Source organism: Nannocystis exedens (assembly GCF_002343915.1).
In the GTDB taxonomy this organism is placed as follows: Bacteria; Myxococcota_A; Polyangia; order Nannocystales; family Nannocystaceae; genus Nannocystis; species Nannocystis exedens.
The window spans coordinates 8,327,320-8,353,053 of record NZ_NETK01000001.1 but is presented as its reverse complement, the minus strand read 5'-3'; the positions used below and the strand labels follow the sequence as shown (position 1 = coordinate 8,353,053).

Annotated in this window: 15 protein-coding genes; 8 read left to right on the top strand and 7 right to left on the bottom strand. The window is 73.5% G+C overall.

What is annotated here, in order from left to right; all coding sequences use genetic code 11:
• Positions 1-180: 180 nt before the first annotated feature.
• Entirely contained in the window at positions 181-840 is a 660-nt protein-coding gene (locus NAEX_RS32865; protein ID WP_096331430.1) for a TetR/AcrR family transcriptional regulator, read from the bottom strand.
• Between NAEX_RS32865 and NAEX_RS32860 the strand changes: the two genes are divergently transcribed.
• Entirely contained in the window at positions 839-1,846 is a 1,008-nt protein-coding gene (locus NAEX_RS32860) for an SDR family NAD(P)-dependent oxidoreductase (RefSeq protein ID WP_245913848.1), read from the top strand. The two genes, NAEX_RS32865 and NAEX_RS32860, sit on opposite strands and share 2 nt — an antisense overlap.
• A gap of 134 nt (positions 1,847-1,980) precedes the next feature.
• On the opposite strand, the gene NAEX_RS32855 is transcribed toward NAEX_RS32860, so the two are convergent.
• The gene (locus NAEX_RS32855) at positions 1,981-2,415 is read right to left on the bottom strand and encodes a YciI family protein (RefSeq protein WP_096333802.1); all 435 of its coding nucleotides are present in this window, start codon (positions 2,413-2,415) and stop codon (positions 1,981-1,983) included.
• A 624-nt stretch (positions 2,416-3,039) separates the two neighbouring features.
• Positions 3,040-3,486, bottom strand: a complete 447-nt coding sequence (locus tag NAEX_RS48645) for a hypothetical protein (protein ID WP_143141216.1) — start codon at positions 3,484-3,486, stop codon at positions 3,040-3,042.
• On the opposite strand from NAEX_RS48645, the gene NAEX_RS48640 reads away from it, so the two are divergent.
• Positions 3,461-4,090 (top strand): hypothetical protein, encoded by a 630-nt coding sequence (locus NAEX_RS48640; protein ID WP_143141215.1) that lies wholly within the window; start codon positions 3,461-3,463, stop codon positions 4,088-4,090. The two genes, NAEX_RS48645 and NAEX_RS48640, sit on opposite strands and share 26 nt — an antisense overlap.
• A gap of 192 nt (positions 4,091-4,282) precedes the next feature.
• Here the strand turns inward: NAEX_RS48640 and NAEX_RS32845 are convergent, their stop codons facing one another.
• Positions 4,283-6,163, bottom strand: coding sequence for a S8 family serine peptidase (locus NAEX_RS32845; protein ID WP_143141214.1), 1,881 nt, complete (start codon positions 6,161-6,163; stop codon positions 4,283-4,285).
• A 376-nt stretch (positions 6,164-6,539) separates the two neighbouring features.
• Between NAEX_RS32845 and NAEX_RS32840 the strand changes: the two genes are divergently transcribed.
• The 5 genes from NAEX_RS32840 to NAEX_RS32820 all read left to right on the top strand — a co-directional run bounded on the left by NAEX_RS32840 (position 6,540) and on the right by NAEX_RS32820 (position 11,104).
• On the top strand, positions 6,540-7,172 hold the full coding sequence (locus tag NAEX_RS32840) for a hypothetical protein (RefSeq protein ID WP_096331426.1): 633 nt from the start codon (positions 6,540-6,542) through the stop codon (positions 7,170-7,172).
• 133 nt (positions 7,173-7,305) lie between these two features.
• Positions 7,306-7,725, top strand: coding sequence for a hypothetical protein (locus tag NAEX_RS32835; protein ID WP_096331425.1), 420 nt, complete (start codon positions 7,306-7,308; stop codon positions 7,723-7,725).
• Positions 7,726-7,974: 249 nt separating this feature from the next.
• Positions 7,975-9,288, top strand: a complete 1,314-nt coding sequence (locus tag NAEX_RS32830; protein ID WP_338042621.1) for a hemolysin family protein — start codon at positions 7,975-7,977, stop codon at positions 9,286-9,288.
• A 163-nt stretch (positions 9,289-9,451) separates the two neighbouring features.
• Positions 9,452-10,183, top strand: a complete 732-nt coding sequence (locus NAEX_RS32825) for a hypothetical protein (RefSeq protein WP_096331423.1) — start codon at positions 9,452-9,454, stop codon at positions 10,181-10,183.
• 195 nt (positions 10,184-10,378) lie between these two features.
• Positions 10,379-11,104, top strand: a complete 726-nt coding sequence (locus tag NAEX_RS32820) for a class I SAM-dependent methyltransferase (protein WP_096331422.1) — start codon at positions 10,379-10,381, stop codon at positions 11,102-11,104.
• A 64-nt stretch (positions 11,105-11,168) separates the two neighbouring features.
• Here NAEX_RS32820 and NAEX_RS32815 read toward each other — a convergent pair whose 3' ends face one another.
• Positions 11,169-12,002 (bottom strand): oxidoreductase, encoded by an 834-nt coding sequence (locus NAEX_RS32815; RefSeq protein WP_096331421.1) that lies wholly within the window; start codon positions 12,000-12,002, stop codon positions 11,169-11,171.
• A gap of 116 nt (positions 12,003-12,118) precedes the next feature.
• Between NAEX_RS32815 and NAEX_RS32810 the strand changes: the two genes are divergently transcribed.
• Positions 12,119-13,042, top strand: a complete 924-nt coding sequence (locus NAEX_RS32810) for a LysR family transcriptional regulator (RefSeq protein ID WP_096331420.1) — start codon at positions 12,119-12,121, stop codon at positions 13,040-13,042.
• A 168-nt stretch (positions 13,043-13,210) separates the two neighbouring features.
• On the opposite strand, the gene NAEX_RS32805 is transcribed toward NAEX_RS32810, so the two are convergent.
• Positions 13,211-23,848, bottom strand: coding sequence for a non-ribosomal peptide synthetase/type I polyketide synthase (locus NAEX_RS32805; RefSeq protein ID WP_170136186.1), 10,638 nt, complete (start codon positions 23,846-23,848; stop codon positions 13,211-13,213).
• Between the two features lie 1,129 nt (positions 23,849-24,977).
• The gene (locus tag NAEX_RS32795; protein WP_143141213.1) at positions 24,978-25,388 is read right to left on the bottom strand and encodes a hypothetical protein; all 411 of its coding nucleotides are present in this window, start codon (positions 25,386-25,388) and stop codon (positions 24,978-24,980) included.
• Between the last annotated feature and the right edge of the window lie 346 nt (positions 25,389-25,734).

The window sequence follows — 25,734 nt, the reverse complement described above, 5'->3', positions numbered from 1 at the left end:
CCGACGGCGGGGTCGTCGTCGGCCGCGTGCTCCCGGTCTCCGACGCTTCGTCTTCACCGACCTCGTCGGCGAGGCCCGCTCGGACGCGTTCTACCTCGACGCACCCACCGACGCCGACGACGCTCGGGGCCGCCGGCGGCCCCGTCGAAGCCGTGCGCGGCCGCGTCGCCAGGGTCGGGTTTAACTGCGATCGGAGCTCCGTTTTCTCCGTCCGACAGGAGCGCGCCGCCCTCCCTCCTTCGGCGCGGGCCGCAGCGCGCGAAGCGTCAACCGGACGACCTCGTCGGCGAACGCTCGATCGAGCGGCCGTGTCCGGAGCAGCCACCGGTGGAAGACCGGACCGAACAGAAGCTCGGCGGCGACGTCGAGGTCGACGCCTCTCCGGATCTGCTTGACGCGCTGGGCGCTCTCGAGCCGCCGGACCGTCGCCTTCATCTGCGGCCCCAGAAGCACCTCGACGAGCTGCTTCGCAAGCTCCGTGTCGCTCTGGATCTCCGCCGTCATCCCGCGGAGCGCGGCATCGAAGCTCGGCTCGAGCAGCTCCTCCACGGTCGCGCGCAGGACTGTCTTCAAATCGCGCTCGACGTCGCCGCTGTCCGGGAGCTCCGTCGAGCTGCCGCCCGCGCCGCCTCCCGACAGGAACGCCTCGAAGACGACCGCGCCTTTCGAGGGCCACCAGCGATAGATCGTCTGCTTGCCGACACCGGCCTTCCCGGCGATGCCTTCGACGGTGAGGCGCGCGTAGCCCACCTCGAGGACGAGGGCGCGGGCGGCCTCGAGGATCGCCCGACGCGCCGTGGCGCTGCGCCGGGAGGGAGTGCCGGGGGAACGGGACGCCATGGTCTCGGGCAGGCTACCGCAAGACGAGACGGCTCGTCTCGTCTTCCTTGACACGGGCCGCGCCGGGTGCGACACATGGGCGAGACGAGACGAACCGTCTCGTCTCGCAAGCGAGCGGCTGCGGACGGCTGCTTCAAGAGAGGTACCCATGGCGAATGCTCCCTGCTCCCCTCGAGTCTGGTTCATCACCGGTGCCGGTCGTGGCCTCGGGCGTGCCTTCGTCGAAGGCGCGCTGGCGGCGGGTGAGCGCGTGGTGGCGACATTGCGCCGGCCGGAGGTGTTGCGGCCCCTCGTCGAGGCGCACCCCGCATTGCTGCGGACGCTGGCCCTCGACGTGCGCGATCGGTCGGCGGTCTTCACGGTCGTCGAGCAGGCCCATGCCGCCTTCGGCCGCCTGGACGTCGTGATCAACAACGCCGGCTACGGACTCGTCGGAGCTGTCGAGGAGGTGAGCGAGGCCGAGGCCCGCGAGCAGATGGACACGAACTTCTTCGGCGCGCTCTGGGTCACGCAGGCCGTGCTCCCCGTGCTGCGCGCGCAGCGTTCCGGGCACATCGTCCAGATCTCTTCCGTCGGTGGCGTGGGGACGATGCCCGCGTTCGGCCTCTACAACGCGAGCAAGTGGGCGCTCGAGGCGTTCAGCGAGGCGCTCGCCGCGGAGGTCGCCGACCTCGGCATCCGTGTGACGATCGCCGAGCTCGGAGGGTTCGCCACCGACTGGGCGTGGGGCAGCATGCGCTTCGCGAGCGGGCTGCCGGCCTACGATCCGCTGCGTGAGCGGACGTTCGGCACCACGCGGCTCCCGTGGGACATGAGCCAGCAGCCGTCGGACACGAGCGCGGATCCGCGTGAGGCCGCGGCAGCGTTGGCGAGACACCTGACGGACGAGGGCACGCGCCCGCTCCGCCTCATCGTCGGCGCCGATGCGCCCGAGCACGTGTCGATGGCGCTGGCGAAGCGACGGGACGACTACCGCAAGAACCCCGGCTTCGCCTGGCCGGCGTGACGACACGTCCCGCCGTCGGCCGCCGCCTCCGCAGCGATGCACGCGCGCCGCCGCCAGGAGCCTGCGCACGCATGGTCGATGGCCCCTCGGACCTGTCCGAAGGGCCATGAGAGACTGCGCGGCGGGGGCCGTCGCTACGCCTTCTGCCGCTGCTCGAGCTCGGCGCGGAGGCGGTCCTCCTGCGCGCGCAGCTCGGGGGTGAACTCCGCGCCGAAGTCCTCCGCCTCGAAGATCGGGCGGATCTCGAGCTCCGACTCCTCGTTCGGCATCGGGTCGGGGCAGCGGCGGGCCCACTCGACCGCCTCGTCCATCGACCGGACCTGCCAGATCCAGTAGCCCGCGATCAGCTCCTTCGTCTCCGCGAACGGGCCGTCGACGACGGTGCGCTTGCTCCCCGAGAACTGGATCCGCTTGCCCTTCGTGCTCGGGTGCAGGCCGTCGCCCGCGAGCATGACGCCCGCCTTGACCAGCTCCTCGTTGAACTTGCCCATCTCGGCCATCTCTTGCTCGGTCGGCATGACGCCCGCTTCGCTGTTCTTCGTGGCCTTCACGATCACCATGACCTTCATCGTCGTGTCCTTTCGCGGCGGCGCCGCGCCGGCGCCGGTGGTTGCTTCATCCAGGCGACGAACGGCGCCGGGCCCGATCGACACGGGGCCGAACATTTTTTTCGGAGCTCGCAGCTCCAGAAAAATCGCTGCAAAAACAAAGCGTTCAGGAGGCGGCCCCCGGGCCCGCCCGGCAGTCCCCCGGCTCGCTCGCGCTCGCCGGGGCCGCCCCGACCTCCGGGTCGTGCCCGGGGGGGCGGGAGGCTGCTCGTAGCGAGACTCCTTGGAGAGGCGCGCCTTTGCCGTCGGCTCGGCGAGGGCGCGGGCCTGCTTCATCTCGTGCTCGCGCTCGGCGCCGCAAGGCGCGAGTGCTTCTGCAGGCCGAGGACGAAGAGGACGTCGTTGTCGTCGGCCCGCGCGGCGACGGCCTGCGGCGCTCGCGGTCACGGAGAGCTCGCGGCCGGGTTACTTCCGTGGCCGGTCGGGACAGTGGGGCGCCCTGCTGCGAAGTGCCGCATCGGGGTCGAGCAAGCCAAGCCGGATCGAGCTCGTTCGCCATGAACTCGAGAGCCGCATCCGCGAGCACGCGAACGCGATCGACAAGCTGACCGCCGAAGCGTCGCAACGGGCACTCCCCCGCGCGCCTCACGGACAGAACTTGCTCAGCGCCGGGCAGTAGTCGGCCATTACCTCGCCGGCGATGTCCCAGCCGTCGGCCTTCAAGGCGATCGTGAACGAGATGTGGGCGTCGGGCATGACCGGTGTCGCCTCCGGCTCGCACCAAAGGGTGTCCTCGGAGCCGCTGTCGTACTGGAGGATCGTGATCTCGCCCGCGATGCTCGCCGACTGGCCGTCGAAGTGCGCCGTCACCTCTGCAGGGCCGGTGCCGATGAAGTCGTCCGGCCACATGTCCATGGAGCTGCTGATCATCACCTCCACATGATCGACCCCATCCAGCGCGAACAATGGCGCCTCCACGCCGGATGCCTCGGAGAACAGGTACAGGAACCGCGCGCCGCCGCATTCGCCGCCCGAGATGCCGTAGACGGCCCACGGCAGCGTTCTCGTGCCGACCGGCGTCTGGGCCTGCACGCTCGACGTCGGTTCGTCCGGAGCGACGCAGCACGGTGCCGCGTCTCCGGTCGTGCTGCCCTCGGTGGCCGTCGATTCCCCGCTCGAGGTGTCGCCCGTCGTCGAGGTCGCCGGCGTCGGGTCGGTGGTCGACGACGCCGCGCTTGTGCCGTCGGTCGTCGTGGCTCCCTCGGTGGCCGGCGCACCGGTGGTCGGCACCTCGGTGGTGGCCGCCGTGCTCGTCGACGGGATCGGCGTGTCCGTCGACGAAGGGGTCGTGCTCGACGGATCGGGGTCCATCGCGGTCGAGCCGCCCTCCGGCGCCTCTGGCCCGCACGCCGCTATCATCAACCAACAAATCGCGAGTCGCTGCATCCGCTGCAACATAGCATTCGAGCCGGCCGGGCTGATGGGCTCGCGCGCAGCGCTCGGCGCAGGCCTCGTGCCTTGCTTCACGCGAAAGGCCCGCGAGACCCGGCCTCGCTCGACGGATTCATGCCGGCCTGGCCATGCCTGCGAGCTGCCCCCGCTGGTTCGTGGAGCGAGCATGACGGGCGCCTCGGGGCGCGACGGTGCCACGAATGGAGCGCGGAGGCGGTGCATGCCCCGCGTGCCGGCGTCGTGAGGGTCGAAATCGCTCTTGACGTTCGCGCTCAGGAGCGTACGCAGGAGGCGTGATCGAGGTCGAGCGTCTTGGAGCATGTCCATCAAGACATGCCCCCAAGACCATGCAAGCTCTGTCAATCGCGGCGCGCGCCCGGCCCGCTGCCGCCTGCTGCTCCGCGCCGTCGGCTCGCGCGTGCCGCGAACGTCCGCCCTACCCGGGCCGTCCGCGGGCGCGGAGGCGCCGGCGCGGCAGGGCTGCCAGCAGCAGCAGGAGCCACGTGGGCCGCCCGTCGTCCTCGGCCCTGCAGCCGCAGCCGCCGTCGCCGGTCGCCGGCGCGCCGCTGTCGCTCGCCCCGTCGCTCGTGCTCGTGCTCGTCACCGACGTGCTGCCGTCGCTCGCCCCGTCGCTCGAGCTCGCGCCCGTGGTGCCGGTCGGCGGATCGGCGGTCGCCCCGGTGTCGCTGGCCTCGCCGGTCGTCGGCGCGCACGCCGGGTCGCCCTCGCCGTCGCAGTCGTTGTCGATGCAATCGTCGGGGCGCTCGATCGCCCCGGGGTGTCTCGCCGGGTCCGCGTCATCACAATCCCCCGCGCACAGGCGGACCCCGTCGCCGTCGCCGTCGACCTCCTCGGCGGGCAGCGCCGCGTCGCAGTCGTTGTCGCGTCCGTCGCACACCTCGCTCGCGCCGGGGTGGCTGGCCGGGTCGTCGTCGTCGCAGTCGTCGCCGCCGCAGGCGGCCGCGAAGTGCCCGTCGGCGTCGTCGTCGACGCACGTGCAGTGGAGCCCCGCGGCCGCGAGCCCGTCGATGAACCCCCAGCCGGCGTCGTTGTCGGGCGCGTTCGGCTGCGTCGCGGTCGCGCGCAGCAGCGCCGCCATCCCGGCCGGATCGAGGTCGGGGTAGGCCTCCAGCAGCAGCGCGCCGATGCCGGCGGCCAGCGGCGTCGACAGGCTCGTGCCCTGCGACATCTCGTAGGCGACGAGGCTGTCGGACCGGGCCATCCACACGTCCTGACCCGGCGCCACCACGTCGGGCTTGATCCGGTCGTCGGCCGTCGGCCCGCGCGAGGAGAACGGGGTGACGACGCCGTCGAAGTCGGTCGCGCCGACGGCGATCACGCCGTCGACGTCCGCCGGTGCGTCGAGCGTCTTCGGGTCCGGCCCTCCGTTGCCGATCGCCGCGAACATGATGAGCCCGTTGGCGACCGCCACTTGGGCGGCCTGCGAGACGACCGCGGTCTTGCCGTCGAGCTGCTGCGGCTCGTACCAGTCCGAGTAACCGAGCGACGCGGTGAAGATGTCGGCGCCCATGCCCTCGATCCACTCGAGGCCGGCGACGTAAAAGTCCTCCTCGTACGCCTCCTCGACGTCGATGCGCTCGGTCTTGGCCAGCAGCACCGACACCCCGGGCGCCACGCCGGAGAACACCTCGCCGTCGTCGGCGACGATCAGCGACAGCACGCCGGTGCCGTGGTGATGCTGCCCGGGCGTGTCGCCCTCCTGGTCGGCGACGACGTCGTCGCCCTGCACGAAGTCGCGGGCCGCGATCACCTGCACCCCGGCGAACGCCTGGTGCTCGAGCAAGAACCCGGTGTCCTGCACCCCGACGACCACGCCCGCGCCGGTCAGGCCGCACGCGTGCAGCTCCGGGACGTGCAGCGCCGAGAGGTGCGGCCACGACAGGCCCTTGGCCCACGACGTCGGCGCTTCGCCCTTCACGGGCAGGTGCTCGTGCCGCCGCGTCGGCGCCACCGGCCGCACGCCGGCGACGAACGGCAGGCGGGCGATCGCGGCCCGCTGGACGGCGTCGGCGTCGACGCTCACCGCATTGAGCCAGCGCGAAGTGACGCGAACCCGGGCCCCGGTGGCCGCGACCGATTGCACATAGTCGGGCGCCGGGGGGACGTCGCGGACATCGACCCCTCGATCGCCGCGGACCCGCGCGCGCCGCCGCAGGGTTCGCGGCGCGAGCTCCCGCTCCTGTCGCTCGAGGGCCGCCTCGAGCTCGGCCCCCGCGACCTGCTTGTCGCGGAAAAACACCCACGTCGGTGGCTCCACCAGGCCGGTGGCGACGGCTAGCGCGGCGATCTGCAGCATCTCGGCGTCCTCTCCTTCGCGCCGGCATTGTCGCCGCGGCGCCTCGCCTGCGCAGCCCGCCGCCTGCGCGAGCGGGTGAGGCAGGTCTCGATGCACGGCGCGACGGATCCGTGCGCAGCCGGCCGCGAGGTCGTCCGCGCGGCTCCATCGTCGACTTCGAGGGTCAGGCGGTGCCCGTCGTGCTCAAGGCCGAACGCGAGGAGCCTCGGCACCGTCGCCCAGCCCGGACGCAAAAAATCGCCAGGGTGAGCGAATTGAAATCGCCGGCTCCGCGACATCGCAGGGCGCCCCCCGGAGAACGACCATGCTGAACGTCCGCATCATGCGGTCCCGCGCATCCACGCGCGGCCTGCGAATTCTACGTGCCTCCTTGAGCTTGACGGCGCTCCTGGCGTTCGGGTGCGACGACGACCCGAACACGCCGCCCCCGACGAGTGCCGGTGACGGCGGCTCGACCAGCGGCTCCACGTCGTCGACCGGCGGCTCGACCTCTTCCCCCACCGCTTCCACGGACCCGACCACCACAGCCCCGACGAACTCGAGCTCGACGGACGCCGGCGAGACGACCGACACGACGAGCACGAGCGACGATTCGACCGCGACGGGCGCCGGCGAGACGGCCGACACGACGAGCACGAGCGACGATTCGACCGCGACGGGCGCCGGCGAGACGACCGACACGACCACCACAGCCGCGACGTTCACCGGCACGACGAGCACGACCGCGGATTCATCCACCGGCGACCCCGGCAGCAGCAGCCTCCCGGAGGCCTGCGAGGGCCTCTGCGAGAAGACCGTCGACGAATGCGGCATCGGTTTTCCCGCCGGCTGCACCAACAGCTGCATCGCCAACTTCGCCGAGGACCAGGGCGCCTGCGCCCAGGCCGCGATCGTATACCTCGACTGTGTCGCCGGGCTCGATTGCGACGGGGTCTCCGACGCCCTGATCTACGACGAATACGGCCCCTGCCTCGGCGCGGCCATGGCTTACACCGCAGCGTGCAATTAGCCTGGAGCTCGCCGGATCGTCGCTGCCGGCCCGGCTGCTCGCTCAAGCAGCCTCGGCGCAGCGAGCACGGCCCGCCCGCTCACGCGCCGAGCCGCTCGCTTGCCGGGTGGGCAGCGGGTGCCACCTTCGAGCCATGAACACCCACCAGGGGAACCGCCGGACGCCCCAGGCGCAAGACGTCGACAAGCACCCCGAGGAGCTTCGGGGGGACCTGAACCCGGACGCCCTCGCCGGACAGAACATCGGGACCGAGGGCGAGCATCCCGAGCGAGCGGGTCTTTCGCTCTACGACATCAAGGCGGCGCACACGCGCTTCGCCGAGTTCTCCGCCGACGAGCTGAAGCGGATCCGCATCGTCCCGCCCGGCTCTCGCCTGCTCCAGCGCGCCACCTACATCGACCTCGAAGACCCCCAGCGGCGCGAGTTCACGGCGACGGGCGAGATGGAGGCCGGTGACGGCCGCTTGATCGTCGCCAAGTCCGACACCGACCACGAGCTGTGGAACCGGCTGCGTCGCGTCCCCGACCCCTACCGAACCGGGACCCAGGGCTGATGGCGGCCGCCTCGCCCAGGCCGCGGCGCGACGGGCTCATCCATCGATAAACAGACGATTCGCGGCGCCGCCCCGGCGAGCGCGACTCGCCGCGCGCGCCGACCCCATGCGATGATTTCCTGCCCCTCGGGCCATGTCTCACGAATCCAGGACGAGCCCGGCGTCGCTGCGAACGGCGGACGCTGGCAGAGGGCGCCGCCAGGCATGCGGCGCGCCCTGTGCTAACAGCACCGGCGGAGGTGCGTCGCCATCGTCGTCGAGCTCGCTCTCATCCTGCTGCTCGTCCTCGCCAACGGCGTGTTCGCGGCCGCCGAGATCGCCGTCGTCTCGTTGCGACCGTCGCGCTTGCGGCAGCTCGTCGACGAACAGCGGCGCGGCGCCCAGGCGGTGTCCGACTTGCGGGCGGAGCCGGAGCGGTTCCTCGCCACGGTTCAGGTCGGGCTCACCCTCGTGGGCACCACCGCCGCGGCCGTCGGCGGCGCCAACCTCGCACGGCAGCTCGAGCCCGCCTTGCGCCGGATCCCGGGCGTCGAGGGCAGCGCCCCCGAGCTCGCCCTCGCCACGGTCGTGATCGGCGTCTCCTACCTGAGCCTCGTGCTCGGCGAGCTCGTGCCCAAGTCGCTCGCGCTGCGCTGGGGCGAGGGGTACGCGCTTTTGATCGCGCGGCCGCTGCACCTGCTGTCCCGGGCCGCCAGGCCCGTCGTCTGGCTGCTGACCGCCAGCTCGAACCTCATCCTGCGCCCCTTCTCCGACCGGACCGACTTCATGGAGACGCGGATCTCCAAGGAAGAGCTGCAGCAGATGGTCGAGGAGGCGGCCGAGGCCGGCGAGGTCGACGAGGGCGCCGGCGAGCTGGCCTCGCGCGCGCTCACCTTCGACCGCTTGCCGCTCGGGACTGTGATGATCCCGCGGAATCGCATCGACGCGGTGGCCCTGCGCGCTCCGGCGGACGAGCAGCGCCGGACGATCCTCGCGGCCCGCCGCTCGCGCACGCTCGTCTACGACAGCGAGCCGGACGACATCGTCGGCTACGTCAGCGCCAAGGACATCCTCGCGCGCGCGTGGGGAGAAGATCGAAGCGTCGACCTCGCGTCGCTGCTGCGCCCCGTCAAGCTGTTCCCGGAGACGGTGCCGGCGATCGAGGTGCTCCAGTTCATGCGCCGCGAGAATGCGAGGTTGGCGCTCGCGGTCGACGAGCACGGCGCCGTCTCGGGGATGGTCACCTTCGAGGATCTCATGGAGGAGCTCGTCGGCGACGTCTTCAGCGAGCACGAGGAGGCGCGCGAGCCCATCGTCCGGCGAGAGGACGGGTCGGCGGTGATCCAGGGCCACACCCCGATCCGCGACGTCAATCGCGAGCTCTCGCTCGGCCTCGGCGAGCCCGAGGGCGTCTCGACGATCGGCGGCCTCTGTTGTCACCTCGCCCGCGGGTTGCCGAACCCCGGCGCCCGCCTGGCCGCGAACGACGGCAGCGCCCTGGTCGTCCTCGACACGACCGCCCGGGCCGTCGCCCAGGTCGAGCTGATCCCGCCCGCCCCGCGTCGCGCCAATCCGTCACAATAGCGAAAGGACGTTCCGGCGGCACCTGCCTCGCCGGCCCGCTCGCTGCATCGCCGGGCCAATGGTGTCGCGGACGCGCAGCGAGCCCGGCCACGATCGTCTGTTCCGAAGCCAGTCCGTGGCGATACGGGCCACGAGTGATACTTTGTGGCCTTCGAGGCTTTTCATGACCACCTATCGCATCACTGCCAGCATCGCCCTCGCGTTCGCCCTCGCGTGCGGCGCGGAAAAGGGCGACAGCGACTCCACCACCGGCGAAAGCCCCGGCACCGACGGCTCCGCGAGCAGCGAGGGCGAGTCCGGGTCGAGCACCAGCGGCAAGGCCTCCGAGCCGACCTCGAGCGGAGGCCCGCTCACCACGACCGGCGGCAACAGCGAGGAGACCGCGACGTCCGACGACACGATCACTGCCGGAGAGACGCCGCCCGCGGGCCCGTGCGAGGCGTTCTGTGAGCACAGCATCGCCTGCGAGCAGGGCGAGCCGACGCCGCTGGAGGTGTGCCTGTCGACCTGCGCGGAGGAGCTGGACGCCGTCGAGGGCGAGTGTCACGCGGCCTCGGTGGCGGCGCTCGCATGCCTCACGGGCCTGACCTGCGAGCAGCTCGAGAGCGTCGATGAAGGCGATCCCGGCCCGTGCGAGGCCGCGCTCGCCCTGCAGGAGGAGTGCTTCGCCGGTTGTTCGTTCGGCGGCGGCGGCGACATCGAGGGCACCTTCTGCGAGTGGATCCTCGACTGTCCGCTCGAACCCAACCTCAAGATGGTGTGCGACGCCGAATCGTGCCAGTGCTTCGAGGACGACCAGCCGGTCGGCGAGTGCGAGGCCGAGGGCATCTGCCTGTCGATCGACATGCTCGCCGCCAAGGCGAACGCCTGCTGCGGGATCCCCGAGATGGGGTGAGGCGGGCGCCGGGCGCCGTCGTGAAGCTCGCGGCCCGGGCCCCCCACGCCATCGCCCCTCGCCCGTCCGCCGCGAGCCGCGAGCGAGCGCGGCCGCGGCGAGCCTTTCGCGTCACACTCGCCGACCCGCGACTGGCTTCATGCTTGCCTGGCCACTTCACGGCGCCGCTCGAGCGTGCGGCAGGAGCGAGGGTGCATGAGCGACCAGGAGATCCGCGCCGACCCGTACACCTTCCCGTGGCGACGGCTGCGCGACGAGGCGATCGCGACCGAGCTGCGCGACACGCTGGCGCACGATCGACGCACCGCGGCGCTGCGGCTCGACGTGCGCGTGCGCGGCGGCGTGGCCCACGTCGCCGGCGAGGTCGCGTCGGAGGCCCAGCGCGGGCTGCTGCGCGGGCTCCTGCGCCGGCAAGCGGGCCTCCTGGCGGTGTGGGACCGGCTCGCCGTCGCCGGCCGGCCGCTCGAGCTGCTCGACATCGGCTGCGGCGACACCAAGCAGGTGCCGGAGGCGATCGGGCTCGACAGCGAGGCCGGGCCGCAGGTCGACTGCGTCGCCGACCTCGAGCGACCCCTGCCGTTCCCCGACGACCGCTTCGACCACGTGTTCGCCGTGCACGTGCTCGAGCACATCCGCGACCTGCTGGGGCTGATGCGCGAGCTCCACCGGATCTTGCGCCCGACCGGCGTGCTGCACGTGCTGTCGCCGCACTGGCGGTTCGTCAACGGCGTCGCCGACCCGACCCACTGCCGGTTCATGGACGTCCAGACGATGAAGTACTTCTGCGGCGCGAAGCCGGGCGTCTCGCCGTGGCGCCCGCTGTCGACCGGATCGGCCGAGGACAACATCTTCGCCGACATGCAGCCGGTCAAGGACGCCCCGCCGGCCAGCCGCGACGAGCTGGCCCGGTGGTTCACGTGAGACCGCCGCCCCGCTCCCGTCCTCGACGGGCACGACGTTTGATCGTGCCCGTCTCGCGCGCCGCTCACCCCGCGAAGCCTCGCACCGCCGCGACCTCGCGCCACTGCGCCAGCTCGGCCGCCACCGCGGCGTTCTTGGCCTCGACGCGGGCGAACGCGTCGGCGCCGATCGGCACGCGCACCGGCGGGCGCTCCGCCGCCACCACCTTCAGGATCACCTGCGCGAGCTGCTTCGGGTCGCCGGGCTGCGCGCCGTCGTGGCCGTCGGCGAACGCTCGCACCGCGCCGACCGTCGCCGCGTAGTCGGCGATCTCGCGCCGCACCCGGCCGAGCGAGCCGCCGGCGAGGAACTCGGTGCGGAAGAAGCCCGGCTCGATCACGGTCGCGTGGATCCCGAGCGGCGCGACCTCCTGCGCCAGCGCCTCGGTGATCGCCTCGACCGCGAACTTGGTCGCGCAGTACAGGCCCCAGCCCTGGCTCGACGCGTAGCCGCCGAGCGACGACATGTTGAGCACGTGCCCGGAGCGCTGGCGTCGCATGTGCGGCAGCACGGCGCGCGTCACCGCCAGCAGCCCGAACACGTTGGTGCGGAACAGCGCCTCGACCTCGTCGGCCGCGCCCTCTTCGATCGCCCCCAGCAGGCCATAGCCGGCGTTGTTGACCAGCACGTCGATGCGACCGAAGCGCTCGACCGCCAACGACACCGCCGCCTGCACCTGCGCCTCGTCGCGCACGTCGAGCTGCACGAACATCCGCCGCGGGTGCTCGCCCGCCGCCGCGACCGCCCGCTGCGGGTCACGCACCGCCGCCACCACGATGTCGCCGGCCGCCAGCGCCGCCTCGGCGATCTCCTGCCCAAGTCCCCGCGAAGCCCCAGTGATGAACCAAACTTGCGTCATGTCCTGCTCCTGTCGCGGCCGGCGTCCGCCCCGTGCGGGCGCCTCGATGGCCGCCTTGCGCAGAGAAATGTGGACCGTTCCCGCGTGAAGAAAAATGGGCTAGTCATTCCAGGACTATGAACCAGCGCTTCACAATCAAGCCGGCCGACCTGCCGGCGATCGCCGCCTTCGAGTGTGTCGCCCGCCACTGCAGCTTCACCCGCGCGGCCGACGAGCTCGGGGTCTCGACCTCGGCGCTGTCGCAGACCGTGCGCAAGCTGGAGCGCCACCTCGGCGTCCTGCTCCTGCGCCGCACCACCCGCAGCGTCGGCCCGACCGACGCCGGCGCGCGCTTCCTCGCCGGCGTCGGTCCCGGGCTCGCGCAGCTCGCCGAGGCGTGCGCGTCGCTCGAGGGCGAGGGCGACGCCCCGCGCGGGCTCGTCCGGGTCGCGCTGTCGCGGGTCACCTACGCCCTGTTCATCGCCCCGCACCTGGCCCGCTTCGCCCGCGAATACCCCCACATCCGGCTCGAGTTCGGCCTCAGCGACGGCCTCAGCGAGGTCGTCGGCGAGGGCTTCGACGTCGGCGTGCGGCTCGACGAGGCCATCCCGCGCGACATGATCACCGCCCCGGTCGGCGGCCCGCAGCGGCTCGTCGTCGTCGGCGCCCCCGACTACTTCGCCCATCACCCGCGGCCGACCGCCCCGCGCGACCTGCTCGACCACGACTGCATCCGCCTGCGCTTCGTCACCAGCGGGCGGCTCCAGCGCTGGTGGCTCGGCGACGGCGAGGACGAGGTCGAGCTCGACGTCGACGGCCGCGTGGTCTTGAACGACATGCTGGCGATCGTCGACGCCGCGGTCGCGGGCCTCGGCCTGGCCCAGGTGTTCGCCGGTCTGGTCCGCGCGCCGCTGGCGAACAAGCAGCTCGTCCGCGTGCTGCAGAGCCACAGCGCCGAGTTCCCCGGCTTCTCCTTCTACTACCCGAACCGCGCCCACATGCCGGTCAAGCTGCGCTGCTTCCTCGACTTCTTCCGCGCCGCCAACCGCCCCCGCGGCTGACGCGACGTGGATGCGGCGATCGGAGGGACGCCGCCGCCGCTGGCGACGAACTCGCCCGCCGATCTCACCTGTCTGCGAGGACAGACGACGCTCCGTTGAGCGTGGCGCCAGGTCAGGCAGCCCCGGCGCTGCCGGGGCCGCCGACCTGTCCGTGAGGACAGACCTTGCTCAGTCCATCATCGACAGGGGCACGCCGACCGGCAGCGAGTAGTGGACGTGGACGACGCGCCAGTCGGCGCCGTGCTTCTCGAGCACCGCGGTGAGGCGCACGCGGGCGAACCGGATCGGCCGGCCGCTGCGCCGCAGCTTCAGCTCCGAGTCGACGAGCCCGGTGAGGAAGGCCGAGCGGCCGCCGGGGGCGATGCGGACGAACTCCTCATAAAGCCCCACCGTCGCGTCGATCATGGCCTCGAACTCGCGGGCGTACTGCTCGCGGATCGCCGCGAAGCCGCGGAACGTGCCGTCGTAGCTGTCGAACAGCAGCGTCTCGGCGTCGCGGGCGAAGAAGGCGTCGACGACGTCGCTGCCCGCGTCCGCGTTGCACGACAGGTCCATGAAGCGCCGCATCAGCTCGCAGATCGCTCGCTCCTCGTCCGCGAGCTCCCGCGCGCGGTCGTCGGGGCGCACGGTGTCGAGGCACTGCGCGAGGCGGTCGGCCAGCGCTCGCACCGCGGACGCGTCGGAGAACATGGTGAAGTGATCGCCCGGCACCTCGCACACCTCCACCGGGCCGCCCAGCGGGAACGGCAGCTCGCCGCCCGCCAGCCCCTCGCGGGCCCGGAAGTGCGTGATCGGGGCGCGCACCGCCCCCGGCTGATGCGCGCGCAGGAGCCGGACGTGGCGCTCGGACATGTCCCAGAACTCCGCGGTCGTCTCCACCACGTTCGCCGAGCGACGCAGCACGTCGGCGACGCGCCAGCGCGACCCGGCGCGCGCCCCCTGGAGCCTGGCGTTGCGAACCATCGCGCCGGCGAGCGACCACCGCCCCACCATCGCGCCGAGCGGGCTGGTCCACTTGCGCGCCGGCGCGTCGAACAGCACGAGGTGCGTGACCCGCTCGCCCGCGGCCTCGAGCTGCCGCGCCATCTCCTGCGCGACGATGGCCCCGAACGACCAGCCGCCGACCCGATACGGACCCGCGGGCTGGACGCGACGGATCGCCGCCACATGGTCGGCCGCCAGCGCCGAGAGCGAGGCCGGCGCCGCGTCGCCCGTGCTCGCTTGCAGCGCGTAGAACGGCTGCTCGTCGCCGAGGCGGCCGGCCAGCGGCGCGTAGCCGGCCGCGCTGCCGCCGATGCCATGCACGCAGAAGAACGGCGGCTTGTCTCCGCGCGTCTGCAGGGGCACGAGCGCCGGCGGCAGGTGAGCCTCGAAGGAAGGCGCATCGATCCTCGTCGTCGCATGCACCACGTGCGGCGAGCGAGCCGCCAGCGACGCATCATGCCTCGTCGTCGCCTGCACCACGTGCGGCGAGCGAGCCGCCAGCGACGCATCATGCCTCGTCGTCGCCTGCACCACGTGCGGCGAGCGAGCCGCCAGCGACGCATCATGCCTCGTCGTCGCCTGCACCACGTGCGGCGAGCGAGCTGCCAGCGACGCATCATCCTGCGCCGTCGCATGTTCGGCGCGGAGCGAGCGAGCCACGAGCGACGCATCGTCCCTCGTCGTCGCAGCCAGGGCGCGCGGCAGGCGAGCCGCGAGCGACACGACTTCGGACCGCGAAGTCCCACGCTCGGCGCCCGACAGGCGAGCTTCGGACCCCGAGGCCTCTGTCCTCGTCGCGGCCCGCCCGCCCGTCGCGGGCAGCCGCGGCGCGACGAGGCGCGTGAGGCCGGCGATCGTCGGCGCCTGGGCGAACTCCGAGCTGCGGACCTCGGCCCCGAGCCCCACGCGGACCTCGGCGAGCAGCTGCACCGCCAGCAGCGAGTCGCCGCCGAGCGCGAAGAAGCTCGCGTCGGGCGCCACGTCGCGGGTCCCGAGCAGCCGGTGGAAGATCTTCGCGATCACCGCTTCCGCCGCCTGCACCGCCGCCCCATTCGTGTCGGGCCGCGCCGCGACCTGGGGTCGATTCGCCGGCGCGACGCGCGACGCCTCGCTCGGCCGCAGGGACGCCTGTACCGCCGCCCGCTGGGCGACCACGAGCGCGTGATCGTGCCGCCCCCGTCCTGCGCGCGGCAACAGCTCCGTCACCGCGAAGCCGGCGCGCCGCGTGAAGTCGGCCCAGTCCTCGGCGCGGTGCAGCAGGGACTCGCGGCCGCGCTCCATCACGTCCCAGAAGCCGGGCGCGAGGCCCCACACCAGCGTCTCCCACAGCTCGACCCGGGTCGCCTCGACGAGCACGAGCAGCCCCCGCGGCGCCAGCAACTCGTGGAGCCGCGCGACGGTGGCCGCGGTGTCGCGCGCGGTGTGGACCGCGTTGAACCCGAGGATCAGGTCGAACGACCCCGGCGCGAAGCCCTGGCTCGCGGGCTCGCGATCGAGGTCGTAGCGGCCGGTGCGGACGAACGCGGCCCCGCGCTCCGCCGCGCGCGCCTCGGCCCGGGCGAGGAACGACCGGCCGATGTCCGTAAACGAGTAGTCGACGCGGCGCCCGCGAGCGACGCAGCCGACGAGCTCGTCGATCAGCGGCCACGTCAAGATCCCGTGCCCCGCGCCGACCTCGAGGATGCGCGTCGGCTCGCTCCGGCTGTTCACCAGCGACACGGCGACCGATCGCGCCAGGCGCAGGCACAGCTCGTCCGACGAGATCGGCGCGCTCGCCCGCATGCACTCGCGATAGAACGCGTCGCTGCCGTCGGGATAGAGCACCCCGATCGACTCGACCTCGCCGCGGAACGCCGCGTGGTAGTGGCCGACCGCGTGGGCCACGAAGCGCACCAGCCCGGCGAACTCGGGATGACGGCGGAGGAACCCGGCCTCCGCCTCCGCGGCCGACGGCAGCTCGCGCCAGATCACCGCGCCGGCGTCGACCTCGCAGAGCCCGCGCGCGTGCGAGGTCGCGAGCAGGAACGCGAACATGCGCTCGAACCTCGGCAGCACGCCGAGCCGGTCCTGCAGCGCCGCCACCCGCACGCGCTCGCCGGGGCGCGCGCCGCCGTGCTCGACGAAGTAGCGGCCCACCAGCGCGAGCGCGACGGCCTCGAGCCCCTCGCGCACCCCCGGCCGCTCGTCGAGCGTGCGCACGCCGAGCTCCCGCTCGAGCCGCGACGCCTGCAGTTCGAGGGCGTCCCTCTCGCCGGCGAGCGAAAACACCTCGGCGCGCGCCGGCGCCTGAATCATCGTACTCTGGTCGATCATGTGAACTCGTCTCTCGAACGGATAGGTCGGAAGGGGTACCCGACGCGCGGAGCGACGGGCGTGGACGGCCGGCCAGTCGAGGGCCACGCCGTGGGCCCACAGCCGGCCGACGCCGGCCAGCAGGTGCGCGTCGTCGGCGATCTCCGGCTCGCTCGCGTGGCGCAGCGTCGTCACCGTGACGGTCGACTCGCCTGCCAGCGGATGACGCCGCAAGAACCCGCGCATCGATCGGCCCGGCCCGACCTCGACGAACACGCGCGCCGGGTCGGCGAGCAACGTGCCGAGCGCGCCCGTCAACGTGACCGTGCCGCACAGGTGATCCGCCCAGTAAGCGGGGTCGACCGCCGCGGCGTCCGTCAACCACTCGCCGGTCACGCACGACAGCACCGGCAAGCTCGGCGGCCGCCGCTGGACCGCGGCCACCCGGGCCAGGAAGGCCTCGCGGATCGGCGCCATCATCGGCGAGTGGTAGGCCTGGGTCACAGGCAGCCGCGTCGCCTCGAAGCCGCGCGCGAGCAGGCGCGCCTCGACCGCGGCGACGGCCTCGACGGGCCCCGAGATCACGGTGCACCCCGGCGCCTCGGTCGCCACCGAGACGCTCGCCGGCAAGATCGGCGCGACGTCGGCCCGCTCGGCGAGGATCGACACCATCGTCCCCGGCCCGCAGCCCTCCATCAACCGCGCCCGCGCGTCGACGAGGGCGAGCGCGTCGGCGAGCGAGAACACCCCGGCGACGCAGGCGGCGACGTACTCGCCGAGGCTGTGCCCGAGCAGCGCCGCGGGCGCGACGCCCCACCCCCGCAGCAGCGACGCGAGCGCGTAGCCGACGACGAACGTGCCGAGCTGCCCCAGCCGCGGCTCGGCGAACGCCGCCTGGCGGCTCGCGTCGCGCGTGAGCAGGTACGGCCCGAGGTCGACGCCGGCGCCGTCGCGCAGCAGCGCGAGGCAGCGGTCCACGACCTCGCGGTAGCGCGGCTCGCTGCGATAAAGGTCGAGCCCCATGCCCACGGTCTGCGCGCCGTGCCCCGGGAACAGGAACACCACCGGCCGCCCGCCCGCGGCCGAGCCGTCGATCCACGCGCGCCGGTCGGCGAGCGCCGCGGACGCGTCCTCGCGCGCGCCGACGACGACCGCCCGCCGCAGCGGCAGCTCGGCGCGACCGGTCGCCAGCGTGAACGCGACGTCGTCGACCGACGCTCGCGGCTCACGGCGCAGGTGCTCGGCGAGCCGACGCGTCATCGCGTCGAGCGCCGCGGGGGTGCGGGCCGACAGGCACAGCAGCGCGGCGGTGTCGCGCGCCGCGGGCTGCGCCGCCGTCACCGGCGCCTCTTCGACGACCACGTGCGCGTTGTTGCCGCCCATCCCGAGCGACGTGACCCCCGCGCGGAGCGGCCGTCCGCGCCGCACGAGCGGGCGCGGCTCGCCGTGGACGACGAACGGCGACGCGTCGATCTCGAGCAGCGGGTTCGGCCCGCGAAACTCGGGCAGCCCCGGCGCCACCCGGTGCTCCAGCGCCAGCGTCGCCTTGATCAGCCCCACCACGCCGGCGGCCGAGTCGAGGTGGCCGAGGTTCGCCTTGACCGACCCGAGGCTCACCGGCTCGGCGGTCCGCGTCGCACCGAACACCCGCCGCAGCGCGCTGACCTCGGTGGCGTCGCCGAGCGCCGTGCCGGTGCCGTGCGCCTCGACCAGGTCGACCTCCGTCGGCGCGACGCCGGCGGCGCGGTACGCCTCGGTCAGCACCGCGACCTGCCCCGCTTCGGCCGGCGCGCTGAACCCGACCGACGCGCCCCCGTCGTTGTTGACCGCGGAGCCGAGGATCACCCCGGCGATCGCGTCGCCGGCCGCGATCGCGTCCTCGAGCCGGCGCAGCACCACCACGCCCACCCCGCTGGCCTTGACCGTCCCGTCGGCGTCGAGCGAAAACGGCCGGCAGCGCCCGGTGGGCGAGAAGATTCCGCCCGGGAGCGCCATGTAGCCCCGCTCCGACGGCGCCACGGTGCTGATCGACACCCCGCCGGCCAGCGCCATCTCGCAGTCGCCGGCGAGCAGGCTGCGGCACGCCATGTGGACCGCCACCAGCGAGGTGGCGCAGGCCGCATGCACGGTGACCGCGGGGCCGCGGAGGCCGAGCTTGAAGGCCGTCCGGCTGGTCAGGTGCTCCGGCAAGTTGAACAGCTCCGCCCGGTCCGCGAGCGCGGCGTCGGGGTCCTCGCGCAGCGCGTCGCCGATCGGCCCGAGCCAGTGCCGCGGCACACCCACGCCGGCGAACACGCCGATCCGTCCGGCGAAGCGCCGCGGGTCGTGGCCCGCGTCCTCGAGCGAGGCCCACGCCGCCTCGAGGAACACGCGGTGCTGCGGGTCCATGAGCCGGGCGTCGGCGGGCGTCATGCCGAAGAACTCGGCGTCGAACGCGTTGGCGCCGTCGAGCCGCCCCTCGGCGGCGACGAAGTGGGGGTGTTCGCCGCGCGCGCCGACCTCGCCCGGCGCGAACGGCTCGATCACGTCGCGGCCGTCGGCGACGATCCGCCACAAGTCGGCGAGCGTCTCGACCCCCGGCCCGCGCACGAACCTGCCGACGATCGCGATCGCGTTCGACCGCGCGGCCGGGGCCGGCGGAGCGCTGCGCGCCGACGAACCAATCGCTCGCGGCGCGTCGTCGACCCCGAGCGAACGCAGGTGCCCCGCGATCGCCTGCACCGTCGGCAGCGCGAGCAGCTGCACGGCCGACACGGTCCGGCCGAAGCGCTCGCGGAGGCCCGTCTGCACGCGCACGAGCCCGAGCGAGTTGCCGCCGAGCTCGAAGAACGGCACGTCGACCGGCACCGCCGCCAGCCCGAGGATCTCGCCCCACAGCCCGGCGATGACGGGCTCGAGCCGCTCGTCCCGCGGCGCGCGCGCGGCGGCCTCGACCCGCGGCGCCGGCGCGGCGCTCGGCGACGGCAACGCCATCAAGTCGAGCTTGCCGCTGGTGTTGAGCGGCAGCCGCTCGAGCTCGACGAACGCCGCCGGCACCATGAACTCGGGCAGGCGCTCGCGCAGGCGCGCCCGCAGCCGCGACGGATCGATCGGCGCGCCCTGCCCGACGACGTACGCGACGAGCCGCATCTCGCCCTGGTCGACCCGCGCCACCACCACCGCCTGCGCGACCCCCGGGCTGCCGACGAGCACCGACTCGATCTCGCCGAGCTCGATCCGGTTGCCGCGCAGCTTCACCTGGCGATCGAGGCGCGACAGGAACTCGATCTGCCCGTCGGATCGCAGCCGCACCAGGTCGCCCGAGCGGTAGATCCGGGCGCCGGCGTCCGCCGCGAACGGATCCGGCAAGAACCGCTCCTGCGTCAGCTCCGGGCGCCGCAGGTAGCCGCGGCCGACGCCTGCGCCGCCGATCACGAGCTCGCCCGCGACGCCGATCGGGCACGGCCGCAGCGCCTCGTCGACCACGTGAGCGCGCATGCCCGCGATGGGTCGGCCGATCGGCGGCCGCGAGCCGTCGGCTCGCACCCGCGTGGCCGTGGTGATCACCGTGGTCTCGGTCGGCCCGTACGCGTTCCACACGGTCCGTCCCGGGGCCCAGCGCTCGACGAGCTCGCGCGACAGCACGTCGCCGCCGAACAGCACGTGGCGCAGCCGCGGCAGCGCCGAGGCCGGCTGCGCCACCGGCAGCGCGCCGAACAGCGCCGGCGCCCCGAACGCGAGCGAGATGCCCTGACCCGCGAGGAACTCGACCATCTCGGCCCCCGGGATGCGCGCCTCCGCGGGCGCGATGACCAGCGTGGCGCCGGTGGTGAGCGCGAGCAGGAGCTCCAGGACCGAGGCGTCGAACGCGGGCGAGTTGAGCTGCGCGACCCGGTCCCCCGGGCCGGCGCCGAACAGGCTCACGAAGCCGTCGCAGAAGTTCGCCAGGTTGTCGTGGCCGACGAGCGCCCCCTTCGGCGTGCCCGTCGAGCCCGAGGTGTAGATGACGTAGGCCAGCCGGCCGCGCGAATCACTCGACGCGACCGCAGCTCGCGGCGGGTCTGCGACCAGGCGCTCGCAGGCGAGGACATGCCCGTCGAACCGCGTCAGCGCCGAGGAGGCGTCCTCGATCGTGATCACGCGCCGCACGCCGGCGTCGGCCAGCGTCGTGCCGATCCGCTCCGCCGGATGCCGGGGGTCGAGCGGCACGTAGGCCGCGCCTGCGCGCCAGATGCCGAACACGGCGGCCACCCACTCGGCGTTCGGCCGGCCGTAGAGGCCGACGAGCTCGTCGGGCTCGACCCCGAGCGACGCGAGGTGGCCCGCGATCCGCTCGGCCCGCGCCGCGAGCTCGCCGTACGTGAGCCGCGCCGCTCCCGACACGACCGCGAGCGCGTCCGGCGACTCGCGGGCGAGGTCTCGCAGGCGCTCGGGCACGCCCGGCCCGTTCGGCGCGGGCGGCCCGGCGGCGAAGCGCGCCAGCTCGTCCTTCTCGCGCGCGCCGAGGATCTCCACGGCGCCGACCCGCACCGACGGCTCGCGCGCGACGCCCTCGAGCACGGTCACGTACCGCTCGAGCCAGCGCGCGACCGTCACCTCGTCGAACAGGTCGCTCGCGTACTCGGCGTGGAAGGCGAAGGTGTCGCCGCGCTCCTCGACGTGGACGGCGAGGTCGAAGCGCGCCGTGCCGGGGTCGAGCGGGCCGACCTCGAAGCCCGCGGCGGTCGCCAGCGCCGGCATCGGCACGTCGGCCGAGAAGGCCACCTGGAACAGCGGGTTCCTGCCGTCGATCCTGCTCGCGCCGAGCTCGCCCACGAGGCGAGCGAACGGCAATGATGGATGCGCCTGCGCGTCGAGCAGCGTCGCCCGGGCCCGCCCGAGCAGCTCGCGGAACGGCTCGTCGCGCGCGAGCTCCTGGCGGACCACCAGCGGATTCATGAAGCAGCCCAGGGCCCCGCCCCGCTGGACGCGACCGGCGGCGATGACCCCGAGCACGACCTCGCGCGCGCCGCACAGGCGGTGCAGCAGCAGCTCGAACGCGGCGAGCAGCGTCGTGAAGGGCGTCACCCCCGCCTGCCGGCTGAGCGCGCGGACCTCGTGCGCGAGCGCGGCCGGGACGACGCGGCTGACCTTGCCCCCGCGGAAGCTCGGTACGAGCGGGCGCGAGCGATCGGTCGGGACCTCCAGCTCGGGCAGGTCCGCCAGCTGCGCGCGCCAGAACGGCAAATCATCGGCGGCCTCCCCCGCGCCGCTCCGAACGCGAGGCGGCGGCGGCAGGGCCACGCCGGCCCGCAGCGCGCGGTAGATCGCGTCGAGCTGCGTCACCAGCTCCGCGCACGCGACCCCGTCGAGGATGATGTGATGGAACAGGATGAAGATCGTCGGCGCCTCGTCGGCCGCCGAGAACACCAGCACGCGCCACAGCGGGCCGCGCTCGAGGTCGAAGCCGTCGCGCAGGCGGATCGCCGCGGCGGACCGCGCGTGCGCCTCGCGCTGCGACGCCTCGAGATGGGTCAGATCGTGCGCCGTCAGCTCGACGCTCGACTCGGCGGCGATCCGGCGCCGCGGACCGTCGGCGGCCATGACGAAGGTGGTCCGCAGGATGGGATGACGCCGCGCCAGCTCGTCGAGCGCTTCCCGCCACAGCGCGTCGTCGAACGGCCCGCGCCAGCGCCACAGCAGGCTCTCGGCGTAGAGCGCCAGACCGGGCGCCCGCTGGGCCATCACGAAGAACGCCTGCTCCGCCGCCGACAGCTCGTCCGTGGCCGCCGGCGCCGTCGCGCCGTCCGCCGGCGACGCCGCGGGTCGCGCCTGCGCCTCGACGAATTCCGCCAGGTCCTCGAGTCGCGTGTGCTCGAGGACCTGGCGCAGCGACAGCGCGACCCCGAGGGCGTCGGCGATCCTCGCCGCCACCTCCGCGGCCGCGAGCGAGGCCCCGCCGAGCGCGACGAAGTCGTCGCCGAGCCCGACCTGCTCCACACCGAGGACCTCGCGCCACAGCGCGGCGATCGTCCGCGCCGTCTCGCCGGTCGGCGGCCGGTGCTCGCCCGCCTCGCGCTCCGGCAGCGGCAGCGCGGCGACGTCGAGCTTGCCGTTGATCGTCAGCGGCCACGCGCGCAGCACCACGAACGCCGCCGGGATCATGGGGTCGGGCAGCACCGTCCGGAGCCGGCGCCGCGCCGCCGCGCGATCGAGCTCGTGCCCGTCGTGCAGCACGCAATAGGCGACCAGGCGCGCCGCGTCCCCGGCCCCGACCAGCCGCACCACCGCCTCGCGCACCCCCTCGACCTCGCCGAGGCGCGCCGCGATCTCGCCGGTCTCGATCCGGAACCCGCGCAGCTTGACCTGCGCGTCGCCGCGGCCGAGGTACTCGAGGTCGCCGTCCGCGAGGCGCCGCGCCCGATCGCCCGAGCGGTAGACTCGCCGCCCGTTCCACTCGAAGAAGCGCTCGCGGGTCAGCTCGGGCCGGTTGAGGTAGCCGCGCGCCACGCCGGGGCCGGCGACGAAGATCTCCCCGGGCTCGCCGTCGGCGACGGGCGCGAGGTGTTCGTCGAGGAGCAGCAGCTCGAGGTCGGGGATCGGCGCGCCGATGCAGCTCGGCGTGTCCGCGGCGACGTCGCCGGCGAGCACCGGGCGATAGGTGACGTGGACCGTGGTCTCGGTGATCCCGTACATGTTGACGAGCCGCGGCGTCTGGTCGCCGTGGCGCGCGACCCACGGCCGCAGCGCGCGATAGTCGAGCGCCTCGCCGCCGAAGATGATGGTGCGGAGCGCGAGCGGCCCGCCCTCGGCGAGCAGCGCCGGCGACAGCGCGCGGAAGGCCGACGGCGTCTGATTGAGCACCGTGACCCCCTCCTCCGCCAGGAGCCGGGCCATCTGCCGCGGCGAGCGCGACACCTCGAACGGCACGATCACCACGGTGCCGCCGTACAGCAGCGCGCCCCACAGCTCCCAGACCGAGAAGTCGAACGCGAGCGAGTGAAAGAGCGCCCACACGTCCGCGGCGCCGAACCCGAACCACGCGTTCGTGGCCGCGAACAGGCGCGCCGCGTTGCGATGCGTGACCATCACGCCCTTCGGCGCGCCGGTCGACCCCGACGTGTAGATCACGTAGGCCAGGCTCTCCGGCGTCGCCACGAGCGGGAGGCGCTCGGGCGACTCGGCCGCGAGCCCGAGGTCGGCGTCGTCGAGCCAGACGACCGCCGGCCCGTCGGGGACGGCAGCGCCGCGCCAGAGCGAGCGCTCGGTGACGACCACGACCGCGCCCGAGTCGCGGATCGTGAAGGCGCAGCGCTCGGCCGGGTGCTCCGGGTCGAGCGGCACGTAGGCGCCGCCGGCCTTGACCACCGCCACGATCGCCACGACCGCCGCGAGCGAGCGCTCGAGGTGCACCGCGACGCACGACTCGTCGCGCACCCCGAGCGCGCGCAGGCGTCGCGCGAGCTGGTTCGCCCGCCGATCGAGCTCGCCGTACGTCAGCGAAGCGCCGCGAAATCGGCAAGCGACCTGCTCGGCGTCGCGGTCGACCTGCGCCTCGAAACCAGCAGCCAAAGTGAGGAGTGTACGGACCGAATCGAAGACCATGGACGGAGACCGGCGAAAGGAAAACCTCGCGCAAGACCAGACGCGAGCGGGGCATCGTCAAGGTGAACCTCGGCGGCGAATCAATTGGCGCCCCGCGATGCGGACATCCCCTGCAGCGACTGTCCGCAGAACGTCCACCCGGACATCGCCCACCTACGCCGAATTCCGTCCGAAAGATACGCAAGCTCTCTCGCCCCGCCGCCGACGCCACCGCACGCGGCCCCCTCGCCTCGCCCCGACCGATCCGGGAGTTCGGCGACAGCCCACCAGGATACGCCGGAGCTCGCATCGTGCGTCCCCGGCTCCTGTGCCGTGATTTCCGTCGGTGTCCGAGCCCATGCTCGGGGAGCGCCGACGTCGCGCCGCCGAGCTCCGGGTCGTCCCCGCGATGTCGGCGCCTCGGCTGCCTTCGCCGGCCCTGCTCACCACGTCGACGGCGCTGGGATTTCGCTGGCGTGCGGCGCCACCGCGAACCACGCGCCGCGATGTCGAGGCTCTCGACTGCGACCTGTCCCCGGGGACATATCATCGTCCACCGCGGGGCCCGCCTCGCGGCCCTCGCCGACCACGCTCACCGCGACGACCGCCGCCTCGAACCACGCGCCGCGATCTCGTCCCTCTCGATCACCACCTGTCTCCGGGGACACATCCTCGTCCACCGCGGGGCCGCCTCGCGGCCCTCGCCGACCACGCTCACCGCGACGACCGCCGCCTCGAACCACGCGCCGCGATCTCGTCCCTCTCGATCGCCACCTGTCTCCGGGGACACATCCTCGTCCACCGCGGGGCCCGCCTCGCGGCCCTCGCCGACCGTGCTCGCCGCGACGACCGCGCCGCGACGTTCGGGTGCGTGCGACGCCGCCACGAAACCCGCGCCCCGACGTCTTCGCTGACGCCCGCCAGCGGCCGGTGGGTCGAGGCCGACTGCTCCGCCGGCGGCAGGCCCGGGTCCGAAGGCTGCGTCGACACGAGGCGCACCGAGCAGGGCCGTCGAGCGCTTCGCCGGCGACGAGAAAACTCCCGCGCGCCGGTGCTGCCGTCCCGAGCGCGTTCACCCGCGGAGGAGGTTCGCGCCCGGGCCGTCGCGGACGGACCCTCAACCGGGCTGGAGGAGGCGTACCTCGATGTCGATGTCCCAGCCGCTGGTCTCGTTATTGGTCAGCCGGTAGAGCGTCCCGTAGTCGATGCGGCGGATGATGTAGCTCGTCGTCATCGTCGCGCCGCCGCGCTCCCCCTGCGTGACCTTGACCTCGATCTGGCTCGGGCCGCGGAGGACCACGAAGTCGCCGCGGTGAGCCAGCCTCACCGCGCCGTCCTCGAGCAGATCGAGCCCCTGGCTGTCGTCGATGAAGTACACGAGCGAGGCCTGGTCGCGCGCCGCTTCGCCGGACTCGTCCACCAGGAACGCCTCGTCGAGGTCGACCACCGTCTCGGGCTCGGCGGCCGCAGCGAACCCGGCGAGCAGCGCCGTCTGGAGGGCGGTCGTGGCAGCATGGAAGATCCACATGAGCATCATCTCCTTGCAGGAATCGAGGACGCCGCAAATTCGGCGGCCTCCGCAAGGGTGAGCGGCCTCGCGGGGCCGTCCAGCGAGCGACCGCAAAAAGATCGCCCGACCGCCCGCTGCGAGTCGTCCGCACGCCCGCCGCAGCGAGCTCGGCCTGCGGCGCGAATCATGGCAGCGCGATTGCACGGACCGCGAGCCGACCGCGCCCGCGGCGAATGACCGCAGGACGGCGGGCCTCACAGCAAGTACACCGCGGGTTGATCCGCTGAAGCTCCGCGAGGGGCACGGGCGAGCCGCGTGCGAGCCGCTGCTCGGGCCCACCGGCGCCGGCCAGGAGCAGGCCGCC

Excerpts from the sequence above, each read along its gene's own strand:
- NAEX_RS32860 (WP_245913848.1), top strand. The coding sequence starts at position 839 with ATGGTCTCGGGCAGGCTACCGCAAGACGAGACGGCTCGTCTCGTCTTC.
- NAEX_RS32865 (WP_096331430.1), bottom strand. The coding sequence starts at position 840 with ATGGCGTCCCGTTCCCCCGGCACTCCCTCCCGGCGCAGCGCCACGGCG.
- NAEX_RS32855 (WP_096333802.1), bottom strand. The coding sequence starts at position 2,415 with ATGAAGGTCATGGTGATCGTGAAGGCCACGAAGAACAGCGAAGCGGGC.
- NAEX_RS32845 (WP_143141214.1), bottom strand. The coding sequence starts at position 6,163 with ATGCTGCAGATCGCCGCGCTAGCCGTCGCCACCGGCCTGGTGGAGCCA.
- NAEX_RS32835 (WP_096331425.1), top strand. The coding sequence starts at position 7,306 with ATGAACACCCACCAGGGGAACCGCCGGACGCCCCAGGCGCAAGACGTC.
- NAEX_RS32825 (WP_096331423.1), top strand. The coding sequence starts at position 9,452 with ATGACCACCTATCGCATCACTGCCAGCATCGCCCTCGCGTTCGCCCTC.
- NAEX_RS32820 (WP_096331422.1), top strand. The coding sequence starts at position 10,379 with ATGAGCGACCAGGAGATCCGCGCCGACCCGTACACCTTCCCGTGGCGA.
- NAEX_RS32815 (WP_096331421.1), bottom strand. The coding sequence starts at position 12,002 with ATGACGCAAGTTTGGTTCATCACTGGGGCTTCGCGGGGACTTGGGCAG.
- NAEX_RS32810 (WP_096331420.1), top strand. The coding sequence starts at position 12,119 with ATGAACCAGCGCTTCACAATCAAGCCGGCCGACCTGCCGGCGATCGCC.
- NAEX_RS32795 (WP_143141213.1), bottom strand. The coding sequence starts at position 25,388 with ATGTGGATCTTCCATGCTGCCACGACCGCCCTCCAGACGGCGCTGCTC.